This is a genomic window from Mycobacterium sp. MOTT36Y (assembly GCF_000262165.1).
GTDB lineage: Bacteria > Actinomycetota > Actinomycetes > Mycobacteriales > Mycobacteriaceae > Mycobacterium > Mycobacterium intracellulare.
The window spans coordinates 2,789,207-2,812,059 of the sequence record NC_017904.1 but is presented as its reverse complement, the minus strand read 5'-3'; the positions used below and the strand labels follow the sequence as shown (position 1 = coordinate 2,812,059).

General features: G+C 67.8%; 26 protein-coding genes. 12 read left to right on the top strand and 14 right to left on the bottom strand.

The window, feature by feature from the left end; all coding sequences use genetic code 11:
• Window positions 1–16 precede the first annotated feature (16 nt).
• Window positions 17–454 carry a DUF1810 domain-containing protein gene (locus W7S_RS12960; RefSeq protein WP_014711669.1) on the top strand — a complete coding sequence of 146 codons (438 nt, stop codon included), beginning with the start codon at window positions 17–19 and terminating at the stop codon, window positions 452–454.
• Here W7S_RS12960 and W7S_RS12955 read toward each other — a convergent pair.
• The 3 genes from W7S_RS12955 to W7S_RS12945 are packed head-to-tail and all read right to left on the bottom strand — an operon-like array spanning window position 451 to window position 2,952.
• A complete protein-coding gene (locus W7S_RS12955) occupies window positions 451–1,779 on the bottom strand; it encodes an alpha-amylase family glycosyl hydrolase (RefSeq protein WP_041297842.1) in 1,329 nt (442 codons plus the stop codon). The two genes, W7S_RS12960 and W7S_RS12955, sit on opposite strands and share 4 nt — an antisense overlap.
• 10 nt (window positions 1,780–1,789) lie before the next feature.
• Window positions 1,790–2,326, bottom strand: a complete 537-nt coding sequence (locus tag W7S_RS12950) for an alkyl hydroperoxide reductase (protein ID WP_014711667.1) — start codon at window positions 2,324–2,326, stop codon at window positions 1,790–1,792.
• A gap of 38 nt (window positions 2,327–2,364) precedes the next feature.
• A complete protein-coding gene (locus W7S_RS12945; protein ID WP_008256883.1) occupies window positions 2,365–2,952 on the bottom strand; it encodes a peroxiredoxin in 588 nt (195 codons plus the stop codon).
• A 101-nt stretch (window positions 2,953–3,053) separates the two neighbouring features.
• Here W7S_RS12945 and W7S_RS12940 point away from each other — a divergent pair, with 101 nt between their 5' ends.
• Genes W7S_RS12940 through W7S_RS12925 form a run of 4 tightly spaced genes read left to right on the top strand, consistent with a single transcriptional unit; the run spans window position 3,054 to window position 5,948 of the window.
• The gene (locus W7S_RS12940; protein ID WP_014711666.1) at window positions 3,054–3,989 is read left to right on the top strand and encodes a hydrogen peroxide-inducible genes activator; all 936 of its coding nucleotides are present in this window, start codon (window positions 3,054–3,056) and stop codon (window positions 3,987–3,989) included.
• 36 nt (window positions 3,990–4,025) lie between these two features.
• A complete protein-coding gene (locus W7S_RS12935) occupies window positions 4,026–4,727 on the top strand; it encodes an EthD domain-containing protein (RefSeq protein ID WP_014711665.1) in 702 nt (233 codons plus the stop codon).
• 9 nt (window positions 4,728–4,736) lie between these two features.
• Window positions 4,737–5,180: a TIGR03618 family F420-dependent PPOX class oxidoreductase gene (locus W7S_RS12930; protein WP_009953013.1), complete on the top strand. Its 444-nt coding sequence runs from the start codon at window positions 4,737–4,739 to the stop codon at window positions 5,178–5,180.
• Window positions 5,181–5,198: 18 nt separating this feature from the next.
• Complete coding sequence (locus W7S_RS12925) at window positions 5,199–5,948, top strand: enoyl-CoA hydratase/isomerase family protein (protein WP_014711664.1); 750 nt, start codon at window positions 5,199–5,201, stop codon at window positions 5,946–5,948.
• Between the two features lie 15 nt (window positions 5,949–5,963).
• Here W7S_RS12925 and W7S_RS12920 read toward each other — a convergent pair whose 3' ends face one another.
• Entirely contained in the window at window positions 5,964–6,149 is a 186-nt protein-coding gene (locus tag W7S_RS12920; RefSeq protein WP_008256874.1) for a bacterioferritin-associated ferredoxin, read from the bottom strand.
• Between the two features lie 339 nt (window positions 6,150–6,488).
• On the opposite strand from W7S_RS12920, the gene bfr reads away from it, so the two are divergent.
• The 6 genes from bfr to W7S_RS12890 all read left to right on the top strand — a co-directional run bounded on the left by bfr (window position 6,489) and on the right by W7S_RS12890 (window position 13,166).
• A complete protein-coding gene (gene bfr / locus W7S_RS12915) occupies window positions 6,489–6,968 on the top strand; it encodes a bacterioferritin (protein ID WP_008256872.1) in 480 nt (159 codons plus the stop codon).
• Window positions 6,969–7,005: 37 nt separating this feature from the next.
• Window positions 7,006–9,078 (top strand): MDR family MFS transporter, encoded by a 2,073-nt coding sequence (locus tag W7S_RS12910; protein WP_193375024.1) that lies wholly within the window; start codon window positions 7,006–7,008, stop codon window positions 9,076–9,078.
• Between the two features lie 65 nt (window positions 9,079–9,143).
• Window positions 9,144–9,638: a carboxymuconolactone decarboxylase family protein gene (locus tag W7S_RS12905; RefSeq protein WP_009953008.1), complete on the top strand. Its 495-nt coding sequence runs from the start codon at window positions 9,144–9,146 to the stop codon at window positions 9,636–9,638.
• Window positions 9,639–9,748: 110 nt separating this feature from the next.
• Window positions 9,749–10,630, top strand: a complete 882-nt coding sequence (locus tag W7S_RS12900; RefSeq protein ID WP_014711662.1) for a TIGR03854 family LLM class F420-dependent oxidoreductase — start codon at window positions 9,749–9,751, stop codon at window positions 10,628–10,630.
• Between the two features lie 57 nt (window positions 10,631–10,687).
• Complete coding sequence (locus W7S_RS12895) at window positions 10,688–12,040, top strand: glutamine synthetase family protein (RefSeq protein WP_014711661.1); 1,353 nt, start codon at window positions 10,688–10,690, stop codon at window positions 12,038–12,040.
• A gap of 10 nt (window positions 12,041–12,050) precedes the next feature.
• Complete coding sequence (locus W7S_RS12890; RefSeq protein ID WP_014711660.1) at window positions 12,051–13,166, top strand: amidohydrolase family protein; 1,116 nt, start codon at window positions 12,051–12,053, stop codon at window positions 13,164–13,166.
• 412 nt (window positions 13,167–13,578) lie between these two features.
• On the opposite strand, the gene W7S_RS12885 is transcribed toward W7S_RS12890, so the two are convergent.
• From W7S_RS12885 to ag85B, 8 genes are all read right to left on the bottom strand, one after another.
• Entirely contained in the window at window positions 13,579–14,022 is a 444-nt protein-coding gene (locus W7S_RS12885) for a nuclear transport factor 2 family protein (protein WP_014384726.1), read from the bottom strand.
• Between the two features lie 85 nt (window positions 14,023–14,107).
• On the bottom strand, window positions 14,108–15,430 hold the full coding sequence (locus tag W7S_RS12880) for a cytochrome P450 (protein ID WP_014711659.1): 1,323 nt from the start codon (window positions 15,428–15,430) through the stop codon (window positions 14,108–14,110).
• Window positions 15,431–15,485: 55 nt separating this feature from the next.
• Window positions 15,486–15,908, bottom strand: a complete 423-nt coding sequence (locus tag W7S_RS12875) for a lipoprotein LpqH (RefSeq protein WP_008256850.1) — start codon at window positions 15,906–15,908, stop codon at window positions 15,486–15,488.
• 12 nt (window positions 15,909–15,920) lie between these two features.
• Window positions 15,921–16,751 carry an SDR family oxidoreductase gene (locus W7S_RS12870; protein ID WP_014711658.1) on the bottom strand — a complete coding sequence of 277 codons (831 nt, stop codon included), beginning with the start codon at window positions 16,749–16,751 and terminating at the stop codon, window positions 15,921–15,923.
• A complete protein-coding gene (locus W7S_RS12865) occupies window positions 16,748–17,227 on the bottom strand; it encodes an SRPBCC family protein (protein ID WP_170320593.1) in 480 nt (159 codons plus the stop codon). Before W7S_RS12865 ends, W7S_RS12870 begins: the two co-directional genes overlap by 4 nt.
• Before the next feature lie 35 nt (window positions 17,228–17,262).
• Window positions 17,263–17,700 (bottom strand): resuscitation-promoting factor RpfC, encoded by a 438-nt coding sequence (rpfC, locus tag W7S_RS12860; RefSeq protein WP_014380156.1) that lies wholly within the window; start codon window positions 17,698–17,700, stop codon window positions 17,263–17,265.
• 105 nt (window positions 17,701–17,805) lie between these two features.
• Window positions 17,806–18,336 (bottom strand): chorismate mutase, encoded by a 531-nt coding sequence (locus W7S_RS12855; protein WP_041297841.1) that lies wholly within the window; start codon window positions 18,334–18,336, stop codon window positions 17,806–17,808.
• A 143-nt stretch (window positions 18,337–18,479) separates the two neighbouring features.
• Complete coding sequence (ag85B, locus tag W7S_RS12850) at window positions 18,480–19,472, bottom strand: diacylglycerol acyltransferase/mycolyltransferase Ag85B (protein WP_014711656.1); 993 nt, start codon at window positions 19,470–19,472, stop codon at window positions 18,480–18,482.
• A gap of 630 nt (window positions 19,473–20,102) precedes the next feature.
• On the opposite strand from ag85B, the gene W7S_RS12845 reads away from it, so the two are divergent.
• Complete coding sequence (locus tag W7S_RS12845) at window positions 20,103–21,239, top strand: hypothetical protein (protein ID WP_041297840.1); 1,137 nt, start codon at window positions 20,103–20,105, stop codon at window positions 21,237–21,239.
• A gap of 19 nt (window positions 21,240–21,258) precedes the next feature.
• On the opposite strand, the gene W7S_RS12840 is transcribed toward W7S_RS12845, so the two are convergent.
• Together W7S_RS12840 and W7S_RS12835 are read right to left on the bottom strand one after the other, a co-directional pair.
• Window positions 21,259–21,819, bottom strand: a complete 561-nt coding sequence (locus W7S_RS12840; RefSeq protein WP_014711654.1) for a YceI family protein — start codon at window positions 21,817–21,819, stop codon at window positions 21,259–21,261.
• Between the two features lie 12 nt (window positions 21,820–21,831).
• Entirely contained in the window at window positions 21,832–22,845 is a 1,014-nt protein-coding gene (locus W7S_RS12835; protein WP_014711653.1) for an alcohol dehydrogenase, read from the bottom strand.
• Window positions 22,846–22,853: the final 8 nt, after the last annotated feature.

The following is a 22,853-nucleotide window of genomic DNA, read 5'->3' as shown; positions in this document are numbered from 1 at the left end:
GTGCAACCGTAGTCAGGTGACATCTGCAGGCGACCCGTTCGATCTCCAGCGTTTCGTGGACGCGCAGGAGCCGGTATACGGCGACGTCCTCGACGAGCTGCGGGCCGGACGAAAGCGCAGCCACTGGATGTGGTTCGTCTTCCCCCAACTGCGCGGCCTGGGCGGCAGCCCGACCGCGGTCCATTACGGCATCTCCTCGCTGGACGAGGCGCGGGCGTACCTGCGTCATGAGCTGCTGGGGCCGCGGTTGCGCGAGTGCGCGCGACTGGTCACCGCGGTGCAGGGGCGCTCGATCGGGCAGATCTTCGGCTCGCCGGACGACCTCAAACTGTGCTCGTCGATGACCCTGTTCGCCCACGCCACCGAGGACGACGAGGACTTCGTCGCGGTGCTCGACAAGTACTACGGCGGCCGGTACGACGAGCCGACGCTGGACCGGCTGACCGGGCCCTAGACCGAGCTTAGGATCCGCCACCCGTGCGGCTCGACCGTAACTGCGTCGACGACCTCCGGCGGCGGGGCCGCCGATCCGCCGATGACCTGCGCGCGCCCCGTGCCCAGCTCCGGCAGCGACACGTGCAGCGGTTCGTCGTCGATGTTGAGTACCACCAGCAAGGCGTCGTCGCCGTTGCGCGCCTCGTAGACGTAGTGCCGGTTTTCCAGCCGTAACGCGGTGGTGGACGCCGCGTGCAGCCAGGGGTGGCGCCGTCGCAGCCCGACCAGGTACTGGTGCAGCCCCCAGGTCTGGACGCCGAAGTCATCCAGTTGCAGTGGGGGAGAGCCGAATTCGGGGCGCACGGCGTCGTCGCCGCCGAACCGTTCTTCCTTGACGCCGCGGAACCCGAGTTCGTCGCCGGCGTAGACGCTCGGCACCCCGCCGATGGTGAGCAGCAGCACCAGCGCGTGGGCCACGTGCGCGGGGTTGTCCAGCTGGCTGGCGATGCGGGTGACGTCGTGATTGCCGATGAAGGTCAGGGGCGGGAAGCGGCTCAGAAAGTCGTTGTGGCGCTGCAGCGCCCAGTCCAGCTCGAAGAAATTGCCGTCGTTGAGGCTGCTCCAGATCGCCTTCCACAGCTCGTATTGGGTGGCCGAGTCGAAGGTGGCGGCCTCGACGACCGCGGCGTAGTCGCCGTGGATGAGTTCGCCGACGAACCAGGCGTCCGGATAGCGCTCGCGCACCCGGGGCAGGGTCGAGGCCCAGAAGTGTTGTGGCACGGCGTAAGCCGCGTCGAGGCGCCAGCCGTCGGCGCCGCGGCCCAACCAGTGCGCCATCACCTCGACGGTGTAGTCGGCGACGGCGGGGTTGTCGTGGTTGAGGGTGATCAGCCCGTCGTGGCCTTCGAACGTGTGAAAGCGCCCGGGACGTCCGCGGAACCAGCGCGCGGCGGCGTCGTCCTCGGCCGCCTCGCGGTGGCGCGGAAAATCCACGCCGACGTGGTTGAACACGCCGTCGAGCAGGACGCGCAGGCCACGTCGGTGCGCCTCGGCGACGAGGTGGTCGAAATCGGCGTCGTCGCCGAGCCGGGGATCGATGCGGTAGTGGTCGGTGGTGTCGTAACCGTGTGTGCGCGAGGCGAAGATCGGGCCCAGCGCGATGCCGGACGCCCCGAGTTCGATGGCGTGGTCCAACCAGTCGACGAGCCGCCGCAACCGGTGTTGATGCGGTTGCGGCGGCTCGTTTGACTGCGGTACGGGGAACGCGCCCACGAACCCCAGCGGGTAGACCTGCCACCAGATGGCGTGCTGGACCCAGTCGGGTCCGGACACGGCGCTGGTCACGACGGCGCGATCAGCCGACGGTCGCCAGCGTCTGGGAAGCGGCGATCGCTTGGGCCACGCCGGAAACGATCGCCGCGGCCTTCAGCGCCTCCTGGATGGTTTCGCGGCTGACACCGGCCTCGCGCAGCGTGTGCTCGTGGGCCGCCACGCAATCCGGGCATCCGTTGATCGACGACACTGCGAAGCACCACAGCTCGAAGTTCGCCTTTTCCACACCGGGATTGGCGATGATGTTCATCCGCAATCCCGCGCGCAGGTCGTCGTACTTGCCGTCGAGGAAGCCCCGGCCACGGTAGAACACATTGTTCATGGCCATGACCGATGCGGCTCCCAGCGCCGCGTTGTACGCCTCGGCGGACAGAATATCGGCCGCCTCCGCGCCAATCTCGCTGAGCACCTGCGTGTTCCGGGTCGCCGCGGCGCTCGCCAACAGCGTGCCCCACAGCTGCTCCTCGTTGAGCTCGGTCGTGCGGGTGATCGAACCCAGGTTGAGCTTGAGGTCCTTGGCGTACTCCGGCAGCGCTTCCTTGAGGTTGTCTACGCTCATCTCGCCTCCTGTTCAGACCCTACGGGATCAGCCCCGGATCAGGCCGACTGCTTGAGCAGCTCGGTGGCGTCGAGCGTCGGGTCGCCCTTGCGCCAGTTGCACGCGCACAGCTCGTCGGACTGCAGCGCGTCCAGCACGCGCAGCACTTCCTCGACGTTGCGGCCCACCGAACCCGCGGTGACCGAGACGAACTGGATCTCGTTGTTGGGGTCGACGAGGAAGGTCGCCCGGTCGGCCACGCCGTCGGCGTTGAGCACGCCGGTGGCCAGGCTCAGCTCCCGCTTGATGTCCGAGAGCATCGGGAAGGGCAGCTTTTTGAGGTCCTCGTGCTGAGCGCGCCAATTGAAGTGGACGAACTCGCTGTCGATCGACACACCCAGAACCTGCGCGTCGCGGTCGGCGAATTCGTCGTTGAGCTTGCCGAAGGCGGCAATCTCGGTCGGGCACACGAAGGTGAAGTCCTTCGGCCAGAAGAACACCACGCGCCATTTGCCGGCGTGGTCCTCATTGGTGATGGTGGTGAAGTAGTCGCCGGGCTGCTTGGCGTCGACCTTGGACAGATCGCCGGCGATCAACGCGGTGAGCTCGTAGGCGGGGAACTGGTCGCCGATGGTCAGCAGAGGCATATCGCTCCTTATCTGGATTTACTCAAGATTAGCTTTCTTCCACCATGTTGCCGCGTACCCTGGTTGAAGTAAAGGTGATATTTCCCACTACACTTATAGGTATGACCGATAAGAGTTATCAGCCCACGATCGCCGGCCTGCGCGCCTTCGTGGCGGTGGCCGAGAAGCATCAATTCAGTGGTGCCGCAACGGCTCTCGGCGTCAGCCAGTCGACGTTGTCGCAGGCACTCTCGGCGCTGGAGGCGGGCCTGGGCACCCGTCTCGTCGAGCGCTCGACACGGCGTGTCTTCTTGACACCCCAGGGTACGGAGCTGTTGCCGCGCGCCCAGGCCGTCGTCGAGGCGACCGACGCCTTCACCGCCGCGGCGGCGGGCGCCTCGGATCCGTTGCGGGCCGGCATGAGGCTGGGCCTGATTCCCACGGTGGCGCCCTACGTGCTGCCGACCGTGCTGGCCGGCGTGGCCGAGCAGCTTCCGGGGCTGGCCCTGCGGGTGACCGAAGACCAGACCGAGCGGTTGTTGGCGGTCTTGCGCGAAGGGGCATTGGATGCGGCATTGATCGCCCTGCCCGCCGAGGGCGCCGGGGTCAGCGCGATCCCCATCTACGACGAGGATTTCGTCCTCGCCCTGCCCCCCGGCCATCCGCTGGCGGGCAAGCGCCGGGTTCCGGCGACGGCGCTGGCCGACCTGCCGCTGCTCCTGCTGGACGAGGGGCACTGCCTGCGCGATCAGGCGCTGGATGTCTGCCGCAAGGCCGGGGTCCGGGCGGAGCTGGCCAACACACGGGCGGCCTCACTGGCGACAGCGGTGCAATGCGTGACGGGCGGGTTGGGCGTCACGCTGATTCCGCAGAGCGCGGTGCCCGTCGAGGCCTCGAGAAGCCGCCTGGGCCTGGCGCAGTTCGCGGCGCCGCGCCCGGGCCGGCGAATCGGCTTGGTCTACCGCTCGTCGAGCGGGCGCGACGAGTCCTACCGTCAGCTGGCCGGGCTCATCGGGAAGCTGATCAGCAGCCAGCATCAGGTGCGCCTGGTGAAGTAGGCCTATCCGGCGGGCCCGCACCGGTAGGTTCGGCCTATGGAAAAGGTAATCGCGGTGCTCATGCGCGCCGACTCCGACGACGATTGGTGCGCCCGGCAGCGGGGGCCGGTCGCCGATGCGCTGCTGGAGCTGGGTGTGCCCGGATTGTCGGTCAACGTCCGCGACGACGCCGTGCGCCAGTCGTTGATGACGCTCACGACGCTGGACCCACCGGTCGCCGCGGTGGTGAGCATGTGGACCCAGCAGTGCTACGGCGAGCAGATGACGTCCGCGCTCGAGCTGCTGGCAAAGGAGTGTGAGCAGCTCGCCGCGTACCTGGTGACGGAATCGGTCCCGCTGAGCGCGCCCGTCGTCGAGTCCGGTTCCCGCACACCGGGTTTGGCCAACATCGCGTTGCTGCGCCGGCCCGCGGGCATGGACCAGGCGACGTGGCTGACCCGTTGGCAACGCGACCATACACCGGTAGCCATCGAGACACAGTCGACGTTCGGCTACACCCAGAATTGGGTGGTGCGCGCGCTCACCGAAGACGCGCCGGGAATCGCCGGCATCGTCGAGGAGTTGTTTCCCGCGGAGGCGATCACCGATCTTCAGGCATTTTTCGGAGCCGCCGACGACAACGATCTCCAACACCGGTTAGGACGAATGGTGGCCAGCACGACGGCCTTTGGCGCCAACGAGAACATCGACACCGTGCCGACGAGCCGCTACGTCATCAGCACGCCGTTCACGGACTGAGGACACCAGATGACGACACTGCGCGACGCCGTGGCATTGGCCGCGGCGGAGAACGGATTGGCGGTGGTATCGACCGTCCGGGCTGACGGGACCGTGCAGGCGTCACTGGTCAACGTGGGCCTGTTGTCGCACCCGGCGAATGGTCAACCGGTGCTGGGGTTTACCACCTACGGAAGAGTCAAACTGGCCAACCTGCGGGCCCGGCCGCAGTTGGCCATCACCTTCCGTAACGGGTGGCAGTGGGCGACGGTCGAGGGCCGCGCGGAGCTGGTCGGCCCCGACGACACCCAGCCGTGGCTGACCGATCCCGATCGGTTGCGAGTCCTGCTGCGCGATGTGTTCGTTGCGGCGGGCGGTACCCACGACAACTGGGACGAGTACGACCGGGTGATGGCTTCCGAGGGGCGCGCCGTGGTGCTGATCGCTCCGACCCGCGTCTACAGCAACGGCTAGCCTCGCTACGCTGCGGGGGTGACGCTGCAGATCGATGACGACAAGCGGGTGCGCACCCTCACGCTGAACCGCCCGGAGGCGCTCAACGCCTTCAACGAAGCCCTCTATGACGCCACCGCCGAGGCGCTGCTGGCCGCCGCCGACGATCCCGAGGTGGCCGTGGTCCTGCTGACCGGAGCGGGTCGCGGATTCAGCGCCGGTACCGACCTGGGCGAGATGCAGGCGCGCATCACCGACCCCGGCTTCACTCCGGGCAAGCATGGCTTCATCGGACTCATCAACGCGCTCAGCGCCTTTCCCAAGCCGCTGATCTGCGCGGTGAACGGTGTCGGCGTGGGGATCGGCGCCACGATTCTGGGCTATGCCGATCTGGCGTTCATGTCGTCGACGGCCCGGTTGAAGTGCCCGTTCACCAGCCTGGGCGTAGCCCCGGAAGCGGCGTCGTCCTATCTGCTGCCGCAGCTGGTGGGCCGGCAGAACGCCGCGTGGCTGTTGATGTCGTCCGAATGGGTCGACGCCGACGAGGCGCTGCGGATGGGCCTCGTCTGGCGGGTGTGCCAACCGGACGAGCTGCTCCCGCAGGCCCGCCACCACGCCGAAATCCTTGCCTCCCGGCCGATCTCGAGCTTGATGGCCGTCAAACACACGATGATGGAGCCGGTCCGCCCCGAGATCACGGCGGCCACCGCGCGGGAACACGCGCACTTCGCCGAGCTCATGGGCGCGCAGGCCAACGCCGCGGCGCTGGCTGATTTCAACAAGGGCTGAAACGGCGTTCCGGCGTCAGGCCGACGGCGCTGTCTCTAACTTCGCCGCGTCGGCGAGGATCGCGCGCAGGGTGCGCCGGCAGCGACCGCAGTCACCGCCCGCCCCGCATGCCGCGGCGATTTCCTTGGAGGTCGACGCGCCCTGCGCGACGACGTCGCACACGGTCTGGCTGGTCGCCCCGACGCACAGGCACACGTACATCAGCGCACCTCCCGCATGTGGGCGTCCCCTTCGTCGACGGGTCCTTCGAGCGACCCGATGCCGCTCCCGCGCCTGACCTCCCGGGGACTCGGGGCCCCGGCCGGAGGTGCGAAACGAACAAGCCGCATATTAGTGGAGTCTAACCTAACCTGCTTAGTGCAGTCTAACCTAACAACCGGGTGCTTAGACTAGCTCGACAACGCACTGAGTGCAGCCAAACCTTGCTAGAACATTTGCGGCGGCCGTGGCAAAGTGCTGCTACAGGCCGGGTTTGTGCGCTCCAGCCCAGCGCACGGATCGCGGCCGAACATGCCAGCAGCAGACACCGTAGGAGTGAAAATGCAAGGGGATCCGGAAGTTTTGCGTCTGCTCAACGAGCAGTTGACCAGCGAGCTCACCGCGATCAACCAATACTTCCTGCACTCCAAGATGCAGGACAACTGGGGTTTCACCGAGTTAGCTGAGCACACCCGCGCGGAGTCCTTCGACGAGATGCGACACGCCGAGGCGATCACCGACCGCATCCTGTTGCTCGACGGGTTGCCGAACTACCAGCGCCTCTTCTCGCTGCGCATCGGCCAGACCTTGCGCGAGCAATTCGAGGCCGACCTCGCCATCGAATACGAGGTGATGGACCGCCTCAAGCCGGCCATCGTCTTATGCCGGGACAAGCAGGATTCCACCACCGCCACCCTGTTCGAGGACATCGTCGCCGACGAGGAAAAGCACATCGACTACCTCGAGACGCAGCTGGAGTTGATGGACAAGCTGGGCGTGGAGCTGTACTCGGCGCAGTGCGTCTCGCGGCCACCCAGCTGACGCGGGCGGCGGGCAAGGTAGGTAACGTCGGGCCGGCATGACGAGCCCGAGAGCAGCGGTGACCCAGGCGACCCCGGCGGCGAATTCCGCGCCCAGCGGCGAGCTGATCAGCCCGCAACGGCGCAACCTGATCTTCGTCGCGATCGTCCTGGGGATGCTGCTCGCGGCGTTGGACCAGACCATCGTCGCCACCGCGCTGCCGACGATCGTCGCCAACCTGGGCGACGCCGGCCATCAGTCCTGGGTCGTCACCAGCTATCTGCTCGCATCGACCGTCGTCACCGCGCTGGCCGGCAAGCTCGGGGACTCCTACGGGCGCAAGCGGGTGTTCCAGGCGGCGATCGTCTTCTTCGTCGTCGGATCGGCGTTGTGTGGGCTGTCCCAGTCGATGGCCATGCTGGTGGGAGCGCGTGCGCTGCAAGGGATCGGCGGCGGTGCCATCACCGTCACCGCCAGCGCGCTGATCGGCGAGGTCGTCCCGCTGCGCGAGCGGGGCCGGTACCAGGGCATCCTCGGGGCGGTCTTCGGCGTCACCACGGTGATCGGGCCGTTGCTGGGCGGCTACTTCACCGATTACCTGACCTGGCGGTGGGCGTTCTGGGTCAACGTGCCGATCTCCGTGGTCGTCATTTTCGTTGCCGCCGCGGCGATTCCAGCGCTGGGCGCGTCCGCCAAGCCGATCATCGACTACTCCGGAATCGTATTCGTCGGCCTGGGCGCGGCGGGCCTGACGCTCGCCACCAGCTGGGGCGGGACGCTGTATGCGTGGGGGTCGCCGACGATCATCGGCTTGTTCGTCGGCGCCGCGGTGGCGCTGGGCGTTTTCGTGGTGGTGGAACGTCGCGCCGCCGAGCCGATCCTGCCCATCCGGTTGTTCGCCAGTCCGGTGTTCGCCGTGTGCTGCGTGCTGTCCTTCGTCGTGGGTTTTGCGATGCTGGGCGCGCTGACGTTCCTGCCGACCTATATGCAGTACGTCAACGGGGTCTCGGCGACGACCTCGGGTCTGCGCACGCTGCCCATGGTGGTCGGGATGCTGATCACCTCGACCGGCAGCGGAACCCTGGTCGGCCGCACCGGCCGCTACAAGGTTTTCCCGGTGACCGGCACCGCGCTGATGGCGCTGGCGTTTTTGCTGATGTCGCGCATGGAGCCGTCGACGTCCGCCCTGATCCAGTCGCTGTACCTGGTCATCCTGGGCGCCGGGATCGGATTGTCCATGCAGGTGCTGGTTCTGATCGTGCAGAACACGTCGAATTTCGAAGACCTCGGCGTCGCCACGTCGGGTGTGACGTTCTTTCGCACCATCGGAAGTTCTTTCGGGGCGGCGATATTCGGCTCGCTGTTCGTGAACTTCCTCGACCGCCGCATCGGTCCGGCCCTGGCGGCCAGCGGCGCGCCGCCCGACGCGGTCAGCTCGCCCGGGGCCCTGCACCGGCAGCCGCACGATGTGGCCGCGCCCATCGTCGCGGCCTACGCCGATTCGCTGACCGAGGTTTTCTTGTGGGCGGCGCCGGTGGCCGTGGTCGGTTTCGTCCTGGCGCTGTTCCTGCGCGAGGTCCCGCTGCGGGATATCCACGCCAGCACAGTCGATCTCGGCGACGCGTTCGGCATGCCGACCTCCGAGACGCCGGACCAGATGCTGGAGAACGCGATCGCACGGATGTTGCGCGGCGAAACCGGCATGCGGTTGCGCAGCATCGCCATGCGGCCCGATTGCCGGCTCGACGTGGCCGGGCTGTGGGGGGTCCTGCGCATCAATCGCTACACGCAGATGTACGGGACCGCCCGTCTCACCGACATGGCCGACTATCACCGGATACCGTTCGAGGTTCTCGAGCCCACCTTCGCGCGCCTGGCCGCCGGCGGTTACGCGCGAAGCGACGGCGAACAACTGTCGCTCACCCCGGCCGGGGCCCAGCAAGTCGGCTACGTGCACTCGCTGCTGGTGGCCTGGCTCGTGGACAAGCTCGCCCGCTCGCCGGGCTTCGAGGGCCGCCCGGACCGCCGCGCGGTGCAGGCCGCGCTCGAACGTGTGGCGCATCGGGTTCTCGCCCAACGTGATTGGCATGAGGAAACGCCAACCGCGGCGATCGGTCCGGCCGCTCGCTAGCCGGTGGCTCCACCCGTTTCGCGACAACCGCGACCCAGGTCCTTAGGCGGGCGTACCATCACGCCATGAGCCGAATCGGAACATTTGCTGACGACGACCTGGCCGGCTGGTTTGTGAAGTCTCCGGACATCGGCGGCGCGCTCGGTGCCTTCAGCCAGGCGGTCTACACCAAGAACCGGTTGCCGTTACGCACGCGCGAATTGGCGCGCGCCGTGATCGCTCACCGCAACGAATGCGTCGTCTGCGTCAACACCCGCGACGAGGACGGACCCGCCGCGGGTGTCGACGAGGAGCTGTACGACCACGTCCACGAATGGCGCACCTGGCCCGGCTACAGCGACCAGGAGCGGCTGGCGGCCGAGTTCGCCGACCGCTTCGCCACCGACCACACCGGCCTGCGCGACGACGAAGACTTCTGGACGCGCTGCGCCGAACACTTCTCCGACGAGCTGCTGGCCGACCTGGCGCTGTCCTGCGCGCTGTGGGTGGGCATGGGCCGGGTGTTGCGGACCCTCGACATCGGCCAGGCCTGCAAGCTCACCATTCCCAGCCGCGCATAGCCGTTTGCGCCCTCCGAACTCCGGGCAGCAGGCGATGACGCGCGCCGCGGGCACAAAACGGGGCGCCGCGGCGTTGCGCGACGGGTGAGACCACGCAGGAGGAGGCTCGGGTGAAGGTTCGCTTCGGCGTCGGGCTGGGCGCGGACACCGCCCCACATCAGCTGGCCGCCATCGTCGACCACCTCGAGGCCAACGGCGTGGATTCGCTGTGGTTTTCCGAGCTGGTGTACTCGCCGGCCGTCGATCCCACGGTCGGGATGGCGTACGCGCTCGCCCGGACGAGCCGGCTGAAGGTGGGCACCTCGGTGGCGGTGCTGCCGGGCCGGCATCCGGTGCTGGTGGCCAAGCAGCTCGCGTCGCTGGCGGCCGTCGCCCCGAAGCGGGTCCTTCCGGTGTTCGGCTTGCGATCGGCGATACCGGCCGAGCGCGAGGTGTTCGTGGTTCCCGACGGTCAGCGGGCGGCGGTCTTCGACGAGTCGCTACGGGTGCTGCGCGCGGCCCTGGAAGGGGATTCGGCCACGTTCACGGGCCAATACTTCACCGTCACCGGCGCGGCGATCGCCCCGAAACCGGTGCCGCCGCTGGACATCTGGTTGGGCGGCTCGGCGCCCGCCGCGTTTCGGCGTATCGGAGCGCTCGGCGACGGCTGGCTGGGCAGCTTCCTCACCCCGGCGGAGGCCAGGACCGGGCGCGAGGCGATCGAACGGGCCGCGGAGCGGGCCGGCCGGCACATCGAACCCGACCACTTCGGGATCTCGCTGGCCGTCACCGAGGGCGAGCTGCCCGCGGAATTGGCCGCGGCGGTCCGCAAGCGCCGACCGGACCTCGACCCCGGCGAGCTGATCGCCGCCGGGTGGGCTCAGCTGCACCGCCAACTGGACGCGTACCTGGAGGCCGGGTTGACGAAATTCGTCATCCGGCCGGCCGGTCGGGCCCCCGTGGACGGATTCCTCGATCGCTTCGTCTACGAACTCGTCGGCCGCCAGAACTGACCGGCCACGCGGGACGATTACCCGACCGCACCACCACGAGGCTGCAGAATGACTGCCATGACCGGCACACCGCTTGCCGCCGCGGCGATTGCCCAGCTGGAGGGCGAGGGCGTCGACACGGTCATCGGCACCGTCGTCAATTCCGCCGGGCTCACCCTGGCCAAGGCCGTTCCGATCCGCCAGACGAACACCTTCGCCGATCCCGGCTTGGGCGCCAGCCCCTCCTGGCACGCGTTCGCCATCGACCAGACCGGCATCGCCTTCACCGCCGACGTCGGCGTGGTGGGGGACCAGCGGCTCCGGATCGACCTGTCCGCGTTGCGCATCGTGGGCGACGGCCTGGCGTGGGCGCCCGCCGCGTTTTTCTCCCAGGACGGCACGCCGGTCCCCACGTGCGGCCGGGGAACGCTGCGGCGCATAGAAACGGCGCTCGACGACGCCGGCATCGAGGCGGCCGTCGGGCACGAAATCGAATTCCTGTTGGTCGCGCCGGACGGCGGCCGGTTGCCGTCGGCGGTGTGGGCCCCGTACGGCCTCGCCGGCGTGCTGGAGCGTGAAGCGTTCATCCGGGAGGTGATCGGGTCGGCGACGGGAGCCGGCGTCGCGATCGAACAATTCCACCCCGAGTATGGCGCCAACCAGTTCGAGATCTCGCTGCCGCCGCAACCGCCGGTCGCCGCCGCCGATCAGCTGATACTGATGCGGCTCATCATCGGCCGCGCGGCGCGCCGCCACGGCCTGCGCATCAGCTTGTCACCCGCCCCGTTCGCCGGTGCCGTCGGATCCGGTGCGCACCAACATTTTTCGCTGACGACGCCGGAAGGACCGCTGTTCTGTGACGGCGCGGGCGCCGCGGGCATGACGCCGGCGGGGGAGAGCGCGGTGGCGGGCGTGGTTGGTGGTCTGCGGGAAGCCCAGGGCGTGCTGTGCGGATCGGTCGTCTCGGGTCTGCGGATGCGGCCCGGCAATTGGGCCGGCGCCTACGCGTGCTGGGGCACCGAAAACCGCGAGGCCGCAGTGCGATTCGTCACCGGCGGACCCGCCAGCCCGCGCGGCGGAAACGTCGAGGTCAAGATCGTCGACCCGTCGGCCAATCCGTACCTGGCATCGGCGGCCATCCTGGGGCTCGCGCTGGACGGCATCAAATCCGGGGCCCCGCTGCCGCCGGAGGTCACGGTCGACCCGGCGGCCCGCTCCGATGCCGACCGCGCGCGTGACGGCGTGGTGCGCCTGACCGATTCGCAGGCCGAGGCGATTGCGGCGCTGGACGCTTCGGAGCGCATGCGGTGCATCCTGGGCGATCCGGCGGTCGACATGGTGGTCGCGGTTCGCCGACTGGAACACGAACGCTACGGCGATCTGGGCCCCGAGCAGCTGGCGGACCGATTCCGCATGGCCTGGAGTCTGTGACGGGCCGGTGATGAGCGCCGACACCCGCGACCTGGCCGAGCACATCGGCGCGGTGTCGCTGATCGATCAGCACGTCCACGGTTGTTGGTTGGCGGCCGGCGACCGACGGCGATTCGAGAACGCACTCAACGAGGCCAACACCGAGCTCATCGCCGATTCGGGTTTCGACTCCCAACTCGGGTTCGCAGTGCGCGCGCACTGCGCCCCCGCCCTCGGCCTACCCGAGCACGTCGACCCGCAGGCCTATTGGGACCGTCGTCGCCAGTTCGCCGAAGACGAACTGGCTCGCGTGTTCCTATCGGCCGCCGGCGTCGGGGACTGGCTGGTGGACACCGGGATCGGCGGTGGCGGGGTCGCCGGCGTCGGGCAGATCGCCCGGTTGTCGGGCGGCCGTGCGCACGAAATCGTGCGTCTCGAGGAGGTGGCCGAACAGGCCGCCCAAGCCGCGGGTGACTATGCGGCGGCGTTCGAGGAGATCCTGCATCGGCGCGCGACCGACGCCGTGGGCACCAAATCGATCCTGGCCTACCGGGGCGGTTTCGAGGGTGACCTCAGCGAGCCGTCGACGACGGAGGTCGCCGAGGCCGCCGACCGGTGGCGCGAGCGCGGCGGGACGCGATTGCGGGACCGGATCCTGCTGCGGTTCGGATTGCATCAGGCGTTGCGACTCGGCAAGCCATTGCAATTCCACGTCGGGTTCGGCGATCGGGACTGCGACCTGCACAAGGCCAATCCGCTCCTGCTGCTTGACTTTCTGCGCCGGTCGGCCGACGTCCCGATCGTGCTGTTGCACTGTTACCCCTACGAGCGTGAGGCCGGTTATCTGGCGCAGGCGTTCAACAACGTCTACCTCGACGGCGGACTGAGCGTGAACCACTTGGGGGCGCGGTCGCCGGCGTTCCTTGGGCGGCTGCTGGAGCTGGCGCCCTTTTCCAAGATCCTCTACTCGTCGGACGGTTTCGGTCCCGCGGAACTGCATTTTCTCGGGGCGGTCCTGTGGCGCCGGGGCCTGCACCGGGTGCTACGCGAATTCGTCGACCGCGGCGACTGGGGCGAGGGCGACGCCATCCGGGTGGTCGATCTCATCGCCCGCGAGAACGCCCGCAGGATCTACGACCTCGCGTAGCCCGGTCATCGGCCGCGAAAGCGCGGCCACGACATTTTTCACAAATTCCGATGTAACCCGCCGCCGGGGCGCATAGGCTTCGGGAGACGAATCGGGCAACGTCACCAAACTGAGGCAACAAGGAGGTTTGGGCACATGTTGTCCCGCGCTGCGTTCGTCGACGCAGCCATCGTTACCGTCGCCGCTTCGGCGCCTCCGCCCTACGCGTCACGCAGTGGGGGTCGCCACGCCACCAGTTCTGGTGACTACGTGTCATATCCGCACCAGGGCGGGTTGTAGCCAAGCCCTATCGCCGTTGTGCCGAGGGAGTGCCGGAATGGTCTATGAGGGGTGGCCATGCCGGCATTCCACGGCAGCGCGTGCCAAGCCGGCGCATTACGTTGCGCGGCGGCGCAATTCGCGAACGTGTGATTCAGACCAATGCTGACGCGTCAAACACCCAGCTCACATCGCCGTTCGCCAAGCCCTCGAAGTGGTTCGGGGGAGCGAACGCGACGAGGCTGTTCATGTCCCAATAGTCTTTCCAGACGGTGATCTTGCCGTCGACGACTTTGTGGACGGTCACGAACCGCAACACGCCCTGTTCGCCGGTCGCGAATGTCCATGTCTCCGAGTGCTCGTAGAGCACGTCGGAACCGTTGGACACCAGCACGCCGGTGTGGTTCTCGTAGCCCGCCAGGTGTTCCAGACCCATCTTGAGTCGTTTGACGATGCCCTCGGGGCCGCGGGCCGACAAGGCCGGAACCGGCATGTCGACGTAGAGGCAGTCGTCGGACAAGAATGTCGGGATCGCCTCCCAGTCGCGGCGCGAAAGGGCCTGCCACAGCCCACGGACGACATCCTCGACCGCGATCATAGATACCTCTGTCATACCGGCAAATAAACTCGGTTGCCGCGCCGGTGTCAACTGCTGCGGCCGTTCGCGCCGCAATCGCGATCGGTCAGCTTTCGGCGGCGGCCATCGACCGGGCCGGCCCGAGCGCCACCGGCAGCGACGACCATCCCCGCAGCACGCGGGTCTCGCGCCGGCTGCCGGCGCCCGCCGCGCGCACCTCGGGGAAGCGGTCGAAGAACGTCCGCAGCCCGACTTCGCCCTCGGCGCGTGCCAACGCCGCCCCGAGACAGAAGTGCCGGCCACCGGAAAAGGCGAGATGCCGCCCGGCGTTTGGTCTTTCGATGTCGAAGCGGTGTGGGTCGCTGAACACCACCGGATCCCGGTTGGCGGCGGCCAGGTACACCAGCACCAGGTCGCCTCGGGCGACCTGGTGCCCCGCGATCTCGACATCGCCCCGCGCCATCCGGGCGGTCAGCTGCACCGGCGATTCCAGCCGCAGGATCTCCTCGACGGCGTTGGGCCACAGCTCCGGTCGTCGCCGTAGCGCGTCGAGGTGCTCGGGCGCGTCCAACAGCGTGCGAATCCCGTTGCCGAGCAGGTTCACGGTGGTCTCAAAGCCCGCCGCCAACACCAGTCCGGCGATCGCCTGAAGCTCGTTTTCGTTGAGATAGGTCTCCGCGGAGCCACTTTCGGCGGTCTGGATCAGCTGGCTCATCACGTTGTCGCTGGGTTCCCGGCGCAGCCGCTGCAGGTGTTCGGCGAGCCAGGAACTGAAGCCAGCGATCCCGTCCTGCACGCTGCGGTACTGCCGCCACGGCAACCCGATATCCAGGCTCGGCGCGGCCAGCTCACCGAATTCCAGGACCCGCGGCCGGTCCGACTCGGGAACGCCGAGGATCTCGCTGATGATCGAGACCGGAAGTTGCGCGCAGTAGCGCCCGACGATGTCGACGACGCCGGACTCACCGGTCAACTGCTCCAGCAAGTCGGCGGCCGTCCGCTCGACGCGCTCACGCAGGGCGGCGACCGCCCTGGGCGTGAACACCGCCGACACGGTCTTGCGGTAGCGGGTGTGGTCGGGGGGCTCGACGGCCAGCAAGGAAGGGGCACGCAGGGGGTGCAGGAGGTCGTCGCGGGTGCGGCGCTCGAGCCATCGCAAGGGCGCGGGCAGATTCGATCCGAAGATCACCACCCGGAAGTCGTCGGACCGCAACAGCTCGTGGGCCAGCGCGTGATCGGCGGTCAGGTAGGCGACGCGACCCTTCACCAGTTTGCCCCGGGCCCGGACCTCGTCGTAGAAGCGCACCGGATCGGCCGCCACCGCCGGATCGGCGATCAACCGGGCCTGGACGTCACCCCGGCGCGCGCCGTACGCCGCGGCGCCGCGGATGAAGCCGTGCATCGCGAACCAGTGCAGTCGTTCCTTCACCGGCCCTCCCTCGCTCAGGTGTCGCTACGAGCGTAGGCCGCGCGCATCGGGGGAGTCAGCACTCCGCGACGATTTTGAATTCGGTGGTCACCACCTTGTTGGGATTGCTGCTGTTGATGCCGTACGCGCTGCCGGTGATGGTGTACGCGTCATGGGCGAGGTCGACATGCGCGTCTCCCACGCCGCCTTGCCAAAAGCTGCCGGTGAAGCCGTCGACGTTGCGGATCTTCACCCACTGCGGCATGACCCGGTAGCCACTGAGCAGCATCACCGCCTCGACGCCGCCGTCGTGGTCCGGAATCTTGATGGTCCGGTACATCTGGTCTTGCCGGCACGCGGGGGGACGTGTCGTATGTGTGGCGCCGTCGATGGTCAGGCGGGCGGCGCGGCGGGGCGTCGTCTGCGCCGCGCTGCACCCCGCCACGCCGACGACGACCGCCGCCAGGATCAAAGCGACTGTGGGCAAGCGGTTTTGCACCAGCCGACCTCCTTACTGCCGCTTCGGCGCTAGCGCGGGTAGGGCCTTGACGATACTGCGTCGCACGAGTTCGGGGCTCAGGCCCTTGAAGAAGTCAATCAGGCGAATGCTTTTGGGCACATACCAATGCAGCCGCTTCTGATGGTGGTAGGCCTGCCACGCGGTTTCGGCGACGCTGCTGGCCGGCATCAGCCGCAGCGGGCCTCTTTTGGGGGCGGTGGCGCGCAACTCCTCGGCGGTTCTCGGCGCGGCGGCGTCGCCGGAGTGGTTGGTCGTCGTGGTGAGGATGGCGGTGTCGATCAGACCGGGCAGCACGTCGGCGACGCGCACCCCGTGCCGCTGCCATTCCACGCTGAGCGCCTCGGTCAGGCCCTTGACCGCGTGCTTGGTCGACGAGTAGACCGCGAGGCGGGGCATGCCGTAAGTCGCGGACGAGGACGACGTCGAAAACATCAGGCTGCCGGGGGTTTTCTTCAGGTAAGGCAGCGCGCCGTAGGCGCCGGTCAGCACCGCTTTGTAGTTCACATCGACGAGGCGCATCGCGGCGTCATACGGCACGTCCTCGAACCACCCGGATTCGCCGACGCCGGCGTTGTTCCACATCATGTCGAGGCCGCCGGCGTTGCCGGAGCAGAAGTCGGCCAGGGCGCCGTCCAGGGCCGCCTTGTCCGTCACGTCGACGGCGCGGGTCCACAGCCGGTCGCCGCCCAATTCTTGCTGCAGCGTGGTCAGGCCGTCGTCGTTGCGGTCCACCGCGCCCACCCGCCAGCCCTTGGCGTGGAACAGCTTTGCGCCTTCGCGGCCCATGCCGCTGCCGGCGCCGGTAATGAAGACCGATTTCACGACGCGTCGGCCTCGACCACGTCTTTGATGCGGTTCAGCGTCTTGGTCATGTCGCGGATGTTGCGGCGCTTGCGCAGAAATCCGCCGAACAACCAGTACACGCCCAGCCAGGGCGCGGGGTTGAGCCGAAACGACTCGGTGACGTCGGTCCCGCCGCCGCTGGGCGCCAAGCGGTAGTGCCAGTTGTTGACCTCCCGATCACCGAGCAGCACGGTGAAGCCGAATTCGCGGCCCGGATCGCACGCGGTGACCTTGCAGGTCGTCCAATACACGGGTCCCATTTCATTGCGCCGGACGTGGCCGCGGAATTTCGCGCCAAGGGCCGGGCCGGTCGCATCGCCCAGCCACTCGGCCTCGAAAACTTCCGGGGAAAACCGTCCGGTGTTGCGCACGTCCGCGATGAGATCCCAGATCTTGGCCGCGGGCGCCGCCATGTGAACAGTCGCCGAACCTTCCATGGGCTGATCCAAACACAGCTTCGTGCCGGGTCATAGACCACGCGGGCGTGTCATCAGTGCGGGACGGCCGCCTGGATCAACCCGTTGATGATCTGCTTGATGCCCTGCGCCGGGTGCGAGTACCAACCGATCGGCAGGCCGGACTGCGCGCCGCACTTCGGCCAGGGCTCCACGCCCTCTTCCGCGAAAACCCGGTTGGCCACGGCGATTTGCTGCTCCCTGGAGGCGGCCGCCGGGTTGCCGACGCCGCCGTAACGCGCCCAGGTGGCCGGCTTGAATTGCAGTCCACCGTAATTGCCGTTTCCGGTGTTGGCGTGCCAGTTGCCGCCGGATTCGCATTGAGCGATCGCGTCCCAGTTGGGAGCGGCGTCCGCGCTCACCACACCCGTGGACGAAGCCATCGATGCTGCAACGAACCCGCCGACCGCTATGGACTTGACGAGAAGCTTGCAGAGATTCTTCATGTCAAGGTTTTCGGCGCGTGTGGCCAAAGCGTTACCTATTCGAAAATGGTGCGAGATATGCCTTCTATCTGCGGAAATCGCGTTATCGCCAGGCCAAATTCGACGGTTAGGAAATGGTGAGGAAAAATTAAATTATTGCTGGCAATACGATTGCGTCGCTGACCAGAGGGCGCGTCGGTAGAGGCCGTCAAGCCGACGACTCGCGACGACGGCGCCCCTGGCGGCGTCGAGCTGGCCCGCGCACGCCGGCGAGTGCAGCACGTCCCAGTTGGCCGATATCTGCGCCAGCATCGCCTGGTTGAGGCCGTCGATCGTCGACCGCGAGGCCGCGAGGTCCGGGGAGTCGGCCGGGGCGTCACCCGGATTGAGTTTCCAATCCGCGAACCGGCCGTATTCGATGGCCTCGGTCGCGTTGATCTGGTCACCGAAGACCCGGGTGGTGTAGTTGCGGTCGATGCGTGCGGCGGCGGCGTCGTCGCCGAGCTTTGCCAATTCCTGCCGGACGCGAACGGGGTCCTCAATTGCCCCGTGGGTGTTCCATTTATAGGCGGCCACCGGGTCGGCAACCTGTAGCCGTTGCGCGGCGGCGTCGACCAACGGGGTCAGCGGATTCGCGTCGTCGGCGCGGGCCGGCGCCGCCCACACCGCCAGGACGCCGACCATGCCGACACACAGGGGAACGAGACGGACGCGGTGCGGGCGCGCGCTGCGGGGCATAGCGACGATTCTGGCGTGAATCGCCGCCCCTTAACGCACTACTGCGCCTGACGTGTCGTCAAGCGCAGTAGTGGCGTCAGGTGAATGGGTTATCCGCCGCCGCCCGAGGAAGCGCCCAGCGCGCTCTGCAGGTCGGGCTTCATGGCGTTGAGCTGGGCTCCCCAGTACTCCCAGCTGTGTGTTCCGTTGGCGTTGAAGTTGAACACGGCGTTGTGGCCGCCGGCCGCGTTGTACGCGTCCTGGAACTTCAGGTTGCTGCTGCGCACGAAGTTCTCCAGGAACTCGGCAGGCATGTTCGCCCCGCCCAGCTCCGACGGTGTCCCGTTACCGCAGTACACCCAGAGCCGGGTGTTGTTACCGACCAGCGCCGGGATTTGCAGGCTGGGGTCGTTGCGCTGCCAGGCCGGGTCGCTCGACGGGCCCCACATGGCGTCCGCCTTGTAACCGCCGGCATCTCCCATCGCCAAGCCGATCAGCGAGGGGCCCATGCCCTGGGACGGGTCCAGCAGCGCGGAGAGCGATCCGGCGTAGATGAACTGGTTGGGGTGGTTCACGGCCAGGATCATCGCCGAGGAGCCGGACATCGAGATGCCGACCGCGGCGCTGCCGGTGGACTTGACGCCCTTGTTCGAGGCCAGGTACTGCGGCAGTTCGCTGGTCAGGAAGGTCTCCCACTTATAGGTCGAGCAGCCGGCCTTCCCGCACGCGGGCTGGTACCAGTCGGCGTAGAAGCTGGACTGACCGCCGACCGGCATGATGACCGACAGACCCGACTGGTAGTACCACTCGAACGCCGGGGTGTTGATGTCCCAGCCGTTGTAGTCGTCTTGAGCCCGCAGCCCGTCCAGCAGATAGACCGCGGGGGAGCCGTTGCCACCGCTTTGGAACTGGACCTTGATGTCGCGACCCATTCCCGCGGACGGCACTTGCAGGTACTCGACGGGCAGGCCCGGACGCGAAAACGCATTCGCGGTCGCCGCGCCGCCGGCAATACCGATCAGGCCCGGCAGCGTTGCAGCCGCGGCTGCACCGACCACAAGTCGGCGCCCCCAGGCCCGGACCTTCTCGCTCAGATCTGTCATACCTGCCCCTTGTCGGATGTGATCGAATGTGATCGCGGTCTCACAGGAATTTACCGTGTAAGTCCGTCAAATGTCGATTGGGACGCGGACGCGTCTCGGTTTCGTATCGCTTTTACCTCGCAATTTCGCCACCCGGGGATCCGGGCGGCGACCATCGGCGAGTACCCGCTCGGCGTCCGCCTAACCGAGCCGCCGCAAAAGTCGCCGGCCGGCGGCGGGTCACCGGTGTGCGCGGCGCCGAAAGCCCTTGAGACCGCGCGATAGACACAGCGCGCGCCCGATCGACCCAGATGCGCTTTCGGCGGACGGTCAGCGGCGGTGCGTGTCGCGCCGTCGACCGTCTGAATCGGGCATCGGGTGCACAGCGACACCGGAATTGTGTGCATATCCGATGAGAACGGCGCGGCGTCCCCTTCCGATCAACCCAATTGGGATTATCGGCGTGTCGCGAGGCGATGTGGACCGGCGCCGCCCGGTTTGCGCCGACCGCGTAGGCTCTGTCGAAGCAAGCCGATGAAGACCACGCTATCCCGTGTCTGTTCCGGCCCTCACGAACCTCCGCACCAGCGGTTTGATGGTGCGCTTCGGTGCGTCTGGGAGCCGAGGCGCGGGACCGATTGGGGCATAGATTTGGACACGGTACTTGGCCTGTCAGTGACGCCGACCGCCGTCGGCTGGGTCCTCGCTGAGGGACACGGCGCAGACGGCACCATCCTGGATCACCAGGAGTTGGCGCTGCGCGCCGGCCGGGGTGTCCGCGCCGTGAACACCGCGGAGCAAGTCGTCGACGAGGTCTTGCGGGTCGACACGGTGGCGGCCGCGAGCGATCAACGATTGCGCGTCATCGGGGTGACCTGGAACGACGACGCAGCCGCTCAGGCGGCACTGGTGCTGGAGGCGTTGACCGACGCGGGTTTCGACAACGTCGTGCCGGTCCGGTTCCTCGAGGCCATTGAGACCCTGGCGCAGGCCATCGCACCCGTCATCGGTTACGAACAGACCGCGGTCTGCATTCTCGACCATGACGCCACGACCGCCGTCATGGTCGACACCCAGGACGGCGAGACCCAGACGGCGACCAAGCAGGTGCGCGGCGGCCTCGACGGCTTGACCCGGTGGCTGACCGGCATGTTCGACCGCGACGGATGGCAACCCGGCGGGGTTGTCGTCGTCGGCGCACATCGCGACATCGACGGTTTCTCCTGGCAACTCGAAAAGGCCTTGCCGGTACCGGTTTTCGTGCAATCGATGGCCCAGGTGACGATCGCACGGGGCGCGGCGCTGTCCGCGGCCCGCAGCACCGAGTTCACCGACGAACAGCTGGTGGCGCACCACAGCGAACCCATTTCCTCAGCGCCGGCACGACAGCGGCACCTGTCGTACGCCGGGGCCCTCACGGCGTTGGCCGCCGGTGCGGTCACGTTCGTCGGCTCGGTGTCGCTGGCGGTGGGGATCCACGTGGGGCCGGCCAGCGCGCCCGCGTCCAAGCACACCACCCACCCGTCCACGCCCCAGGCCGCCGAGGCGGCCAAGGCCGTCGCGCCGCTTCCTGCGCCCCCACCAGTCAAGCGACCCACCCAGCCGCCCGCCGCCGGCGAGTCCGCTGCCGAGCCGGCCGCGCCGGAAGAGCAACCGGGCGTCGGTGGCGATCGGCAGCCGGATCCGGGTAACGGGCAGCCCTACTTGACCCGCGTGCTCGAGCACATCCCCGGGGACGCGGGCGACGCGGCCGATTCGGCGCCGCGCGCGGCGGGCGGGCAGCCCTGATCTCGCCCGGAAATTTTGTTCACCCGTCCTTGGCGTGAACCGCGGTAAACGTCAATGACACGTCGTCGGCGACCTGGACCGAGCCCATCAGCAGCGAGTAGGGCTTGACGCCGTAATCGGTTTGCCGGACGGCGGTTTCACCCGATATGCGCCACGCGTTTCCGAGATCTTCGGTGCGGACGTCGACGACATGGTCTCGCGAGGTGCCATGGATCTCGAGCGCGCCGGTGAGCCGGTACCCGTCGCCGACCCGCTCGATGACATCCGCACTGTAGCGAATCTCGGGAAATCGCTTGGCGTCCAACGACTTCAATGCATTGGAGCGCACCTGCGCCTTCTCGGTCGCGGACAGCCCTTTGATGCCGCCCTCGGCGTTCACCACGGCGAAGGAACCGACGTCGACCGCAAGTTCGGCGCTGACGGGTCGCGAACCCGCCCAATTCACGGTGGCACGCCAGCGCGACATCACGATGGTGAGGCGGTGGCCCATCCGCGCCGCTCGCCCGGCAACACCGGTGTGGAGCAACAGTTCACCGTCGGGCGGGCCGATCGTCCACGTCGCGCCCTTCTCAGAAGTCACGGGCCGACGCTGTCACATGGTCAAGACGGTGCGGTAATGCGCCCGCCCCTGTTCCAGCGCCGCATAGCCCTCGGCCGCCTGCGCCAGCGGCAACTCCTCGATCCACGCCCGAACGCCGGACAGGACCGCGAAATGCATGGTGTCCTCGACATCTTTGGCCGTACCGGAGGGATGCCCGACGATGCTGACGCCGGGGGTGATCAGCTGTACGGGGCTGATCGGCAGCGGCTCGGGCGTGACGCCGATGGTGACCAGTTCACCCCGCGGGACGATGCCGCCGACGGTGGCGGCCATCGCCTCCGAATTGCCCGCGGTGGCCAGGACGACGGTCGCGCCGCCCAAGTCCTTCAGCGCTTCGGCGGGATCGTTGGTGGTGGAATCGATGTAGTGATGGGCGCCCAGTTTTCGGGCGTCATCGGCCTTGCCGCTGCCGCGGTTGATCGCGATGGTCTCGAAGCCCATCGCCCGGGCGAACTGCACGCCGAGGTGCCCCAGGCCACCGACGCCCAGTATCGCCACGCGATCGCCGGGCAACGCTTTCGTGTGACGCAACGCGTTGTAGGTGGTGACGCCGGCGCACCCCATGGGAGCGGCTTCGGCGTCGGAGAGCTCGGCCGGTATCCGGGCCAGGGCGCTCACCGGGACGGTCACCGATTCCGCGTATCCGCCGGGATACTGCCAGCTCGGCACCTTCCCGTTCGCGCAGTGAATGAAGAGGCCCTTGCGACATTGATCGCAGTGGTAGCAGCATCCGCCGAACCAACCGACCGCGACGCGATCGCCGATCGCGAAATCCTGCACGCCGTCACCGACTTCGGCGACCTTGCCCGCGATCTCATGTCCGGGCGTCAGGGGCCACGAGATGCCCGGGAACCCCCCGTTGACGAAATGCGCGTCGGTGCCACAGATCCCGCACGCGCCGACCGTCAGTCGTACCTCGTCGCGGCCGGGTGATTGGGTTTCGACTTCGGCCAGCTCTAGGGGGCCGCCTGCGGACTGGATCCGGACAGCTTGATGTTTGGGCATCGGCTTAG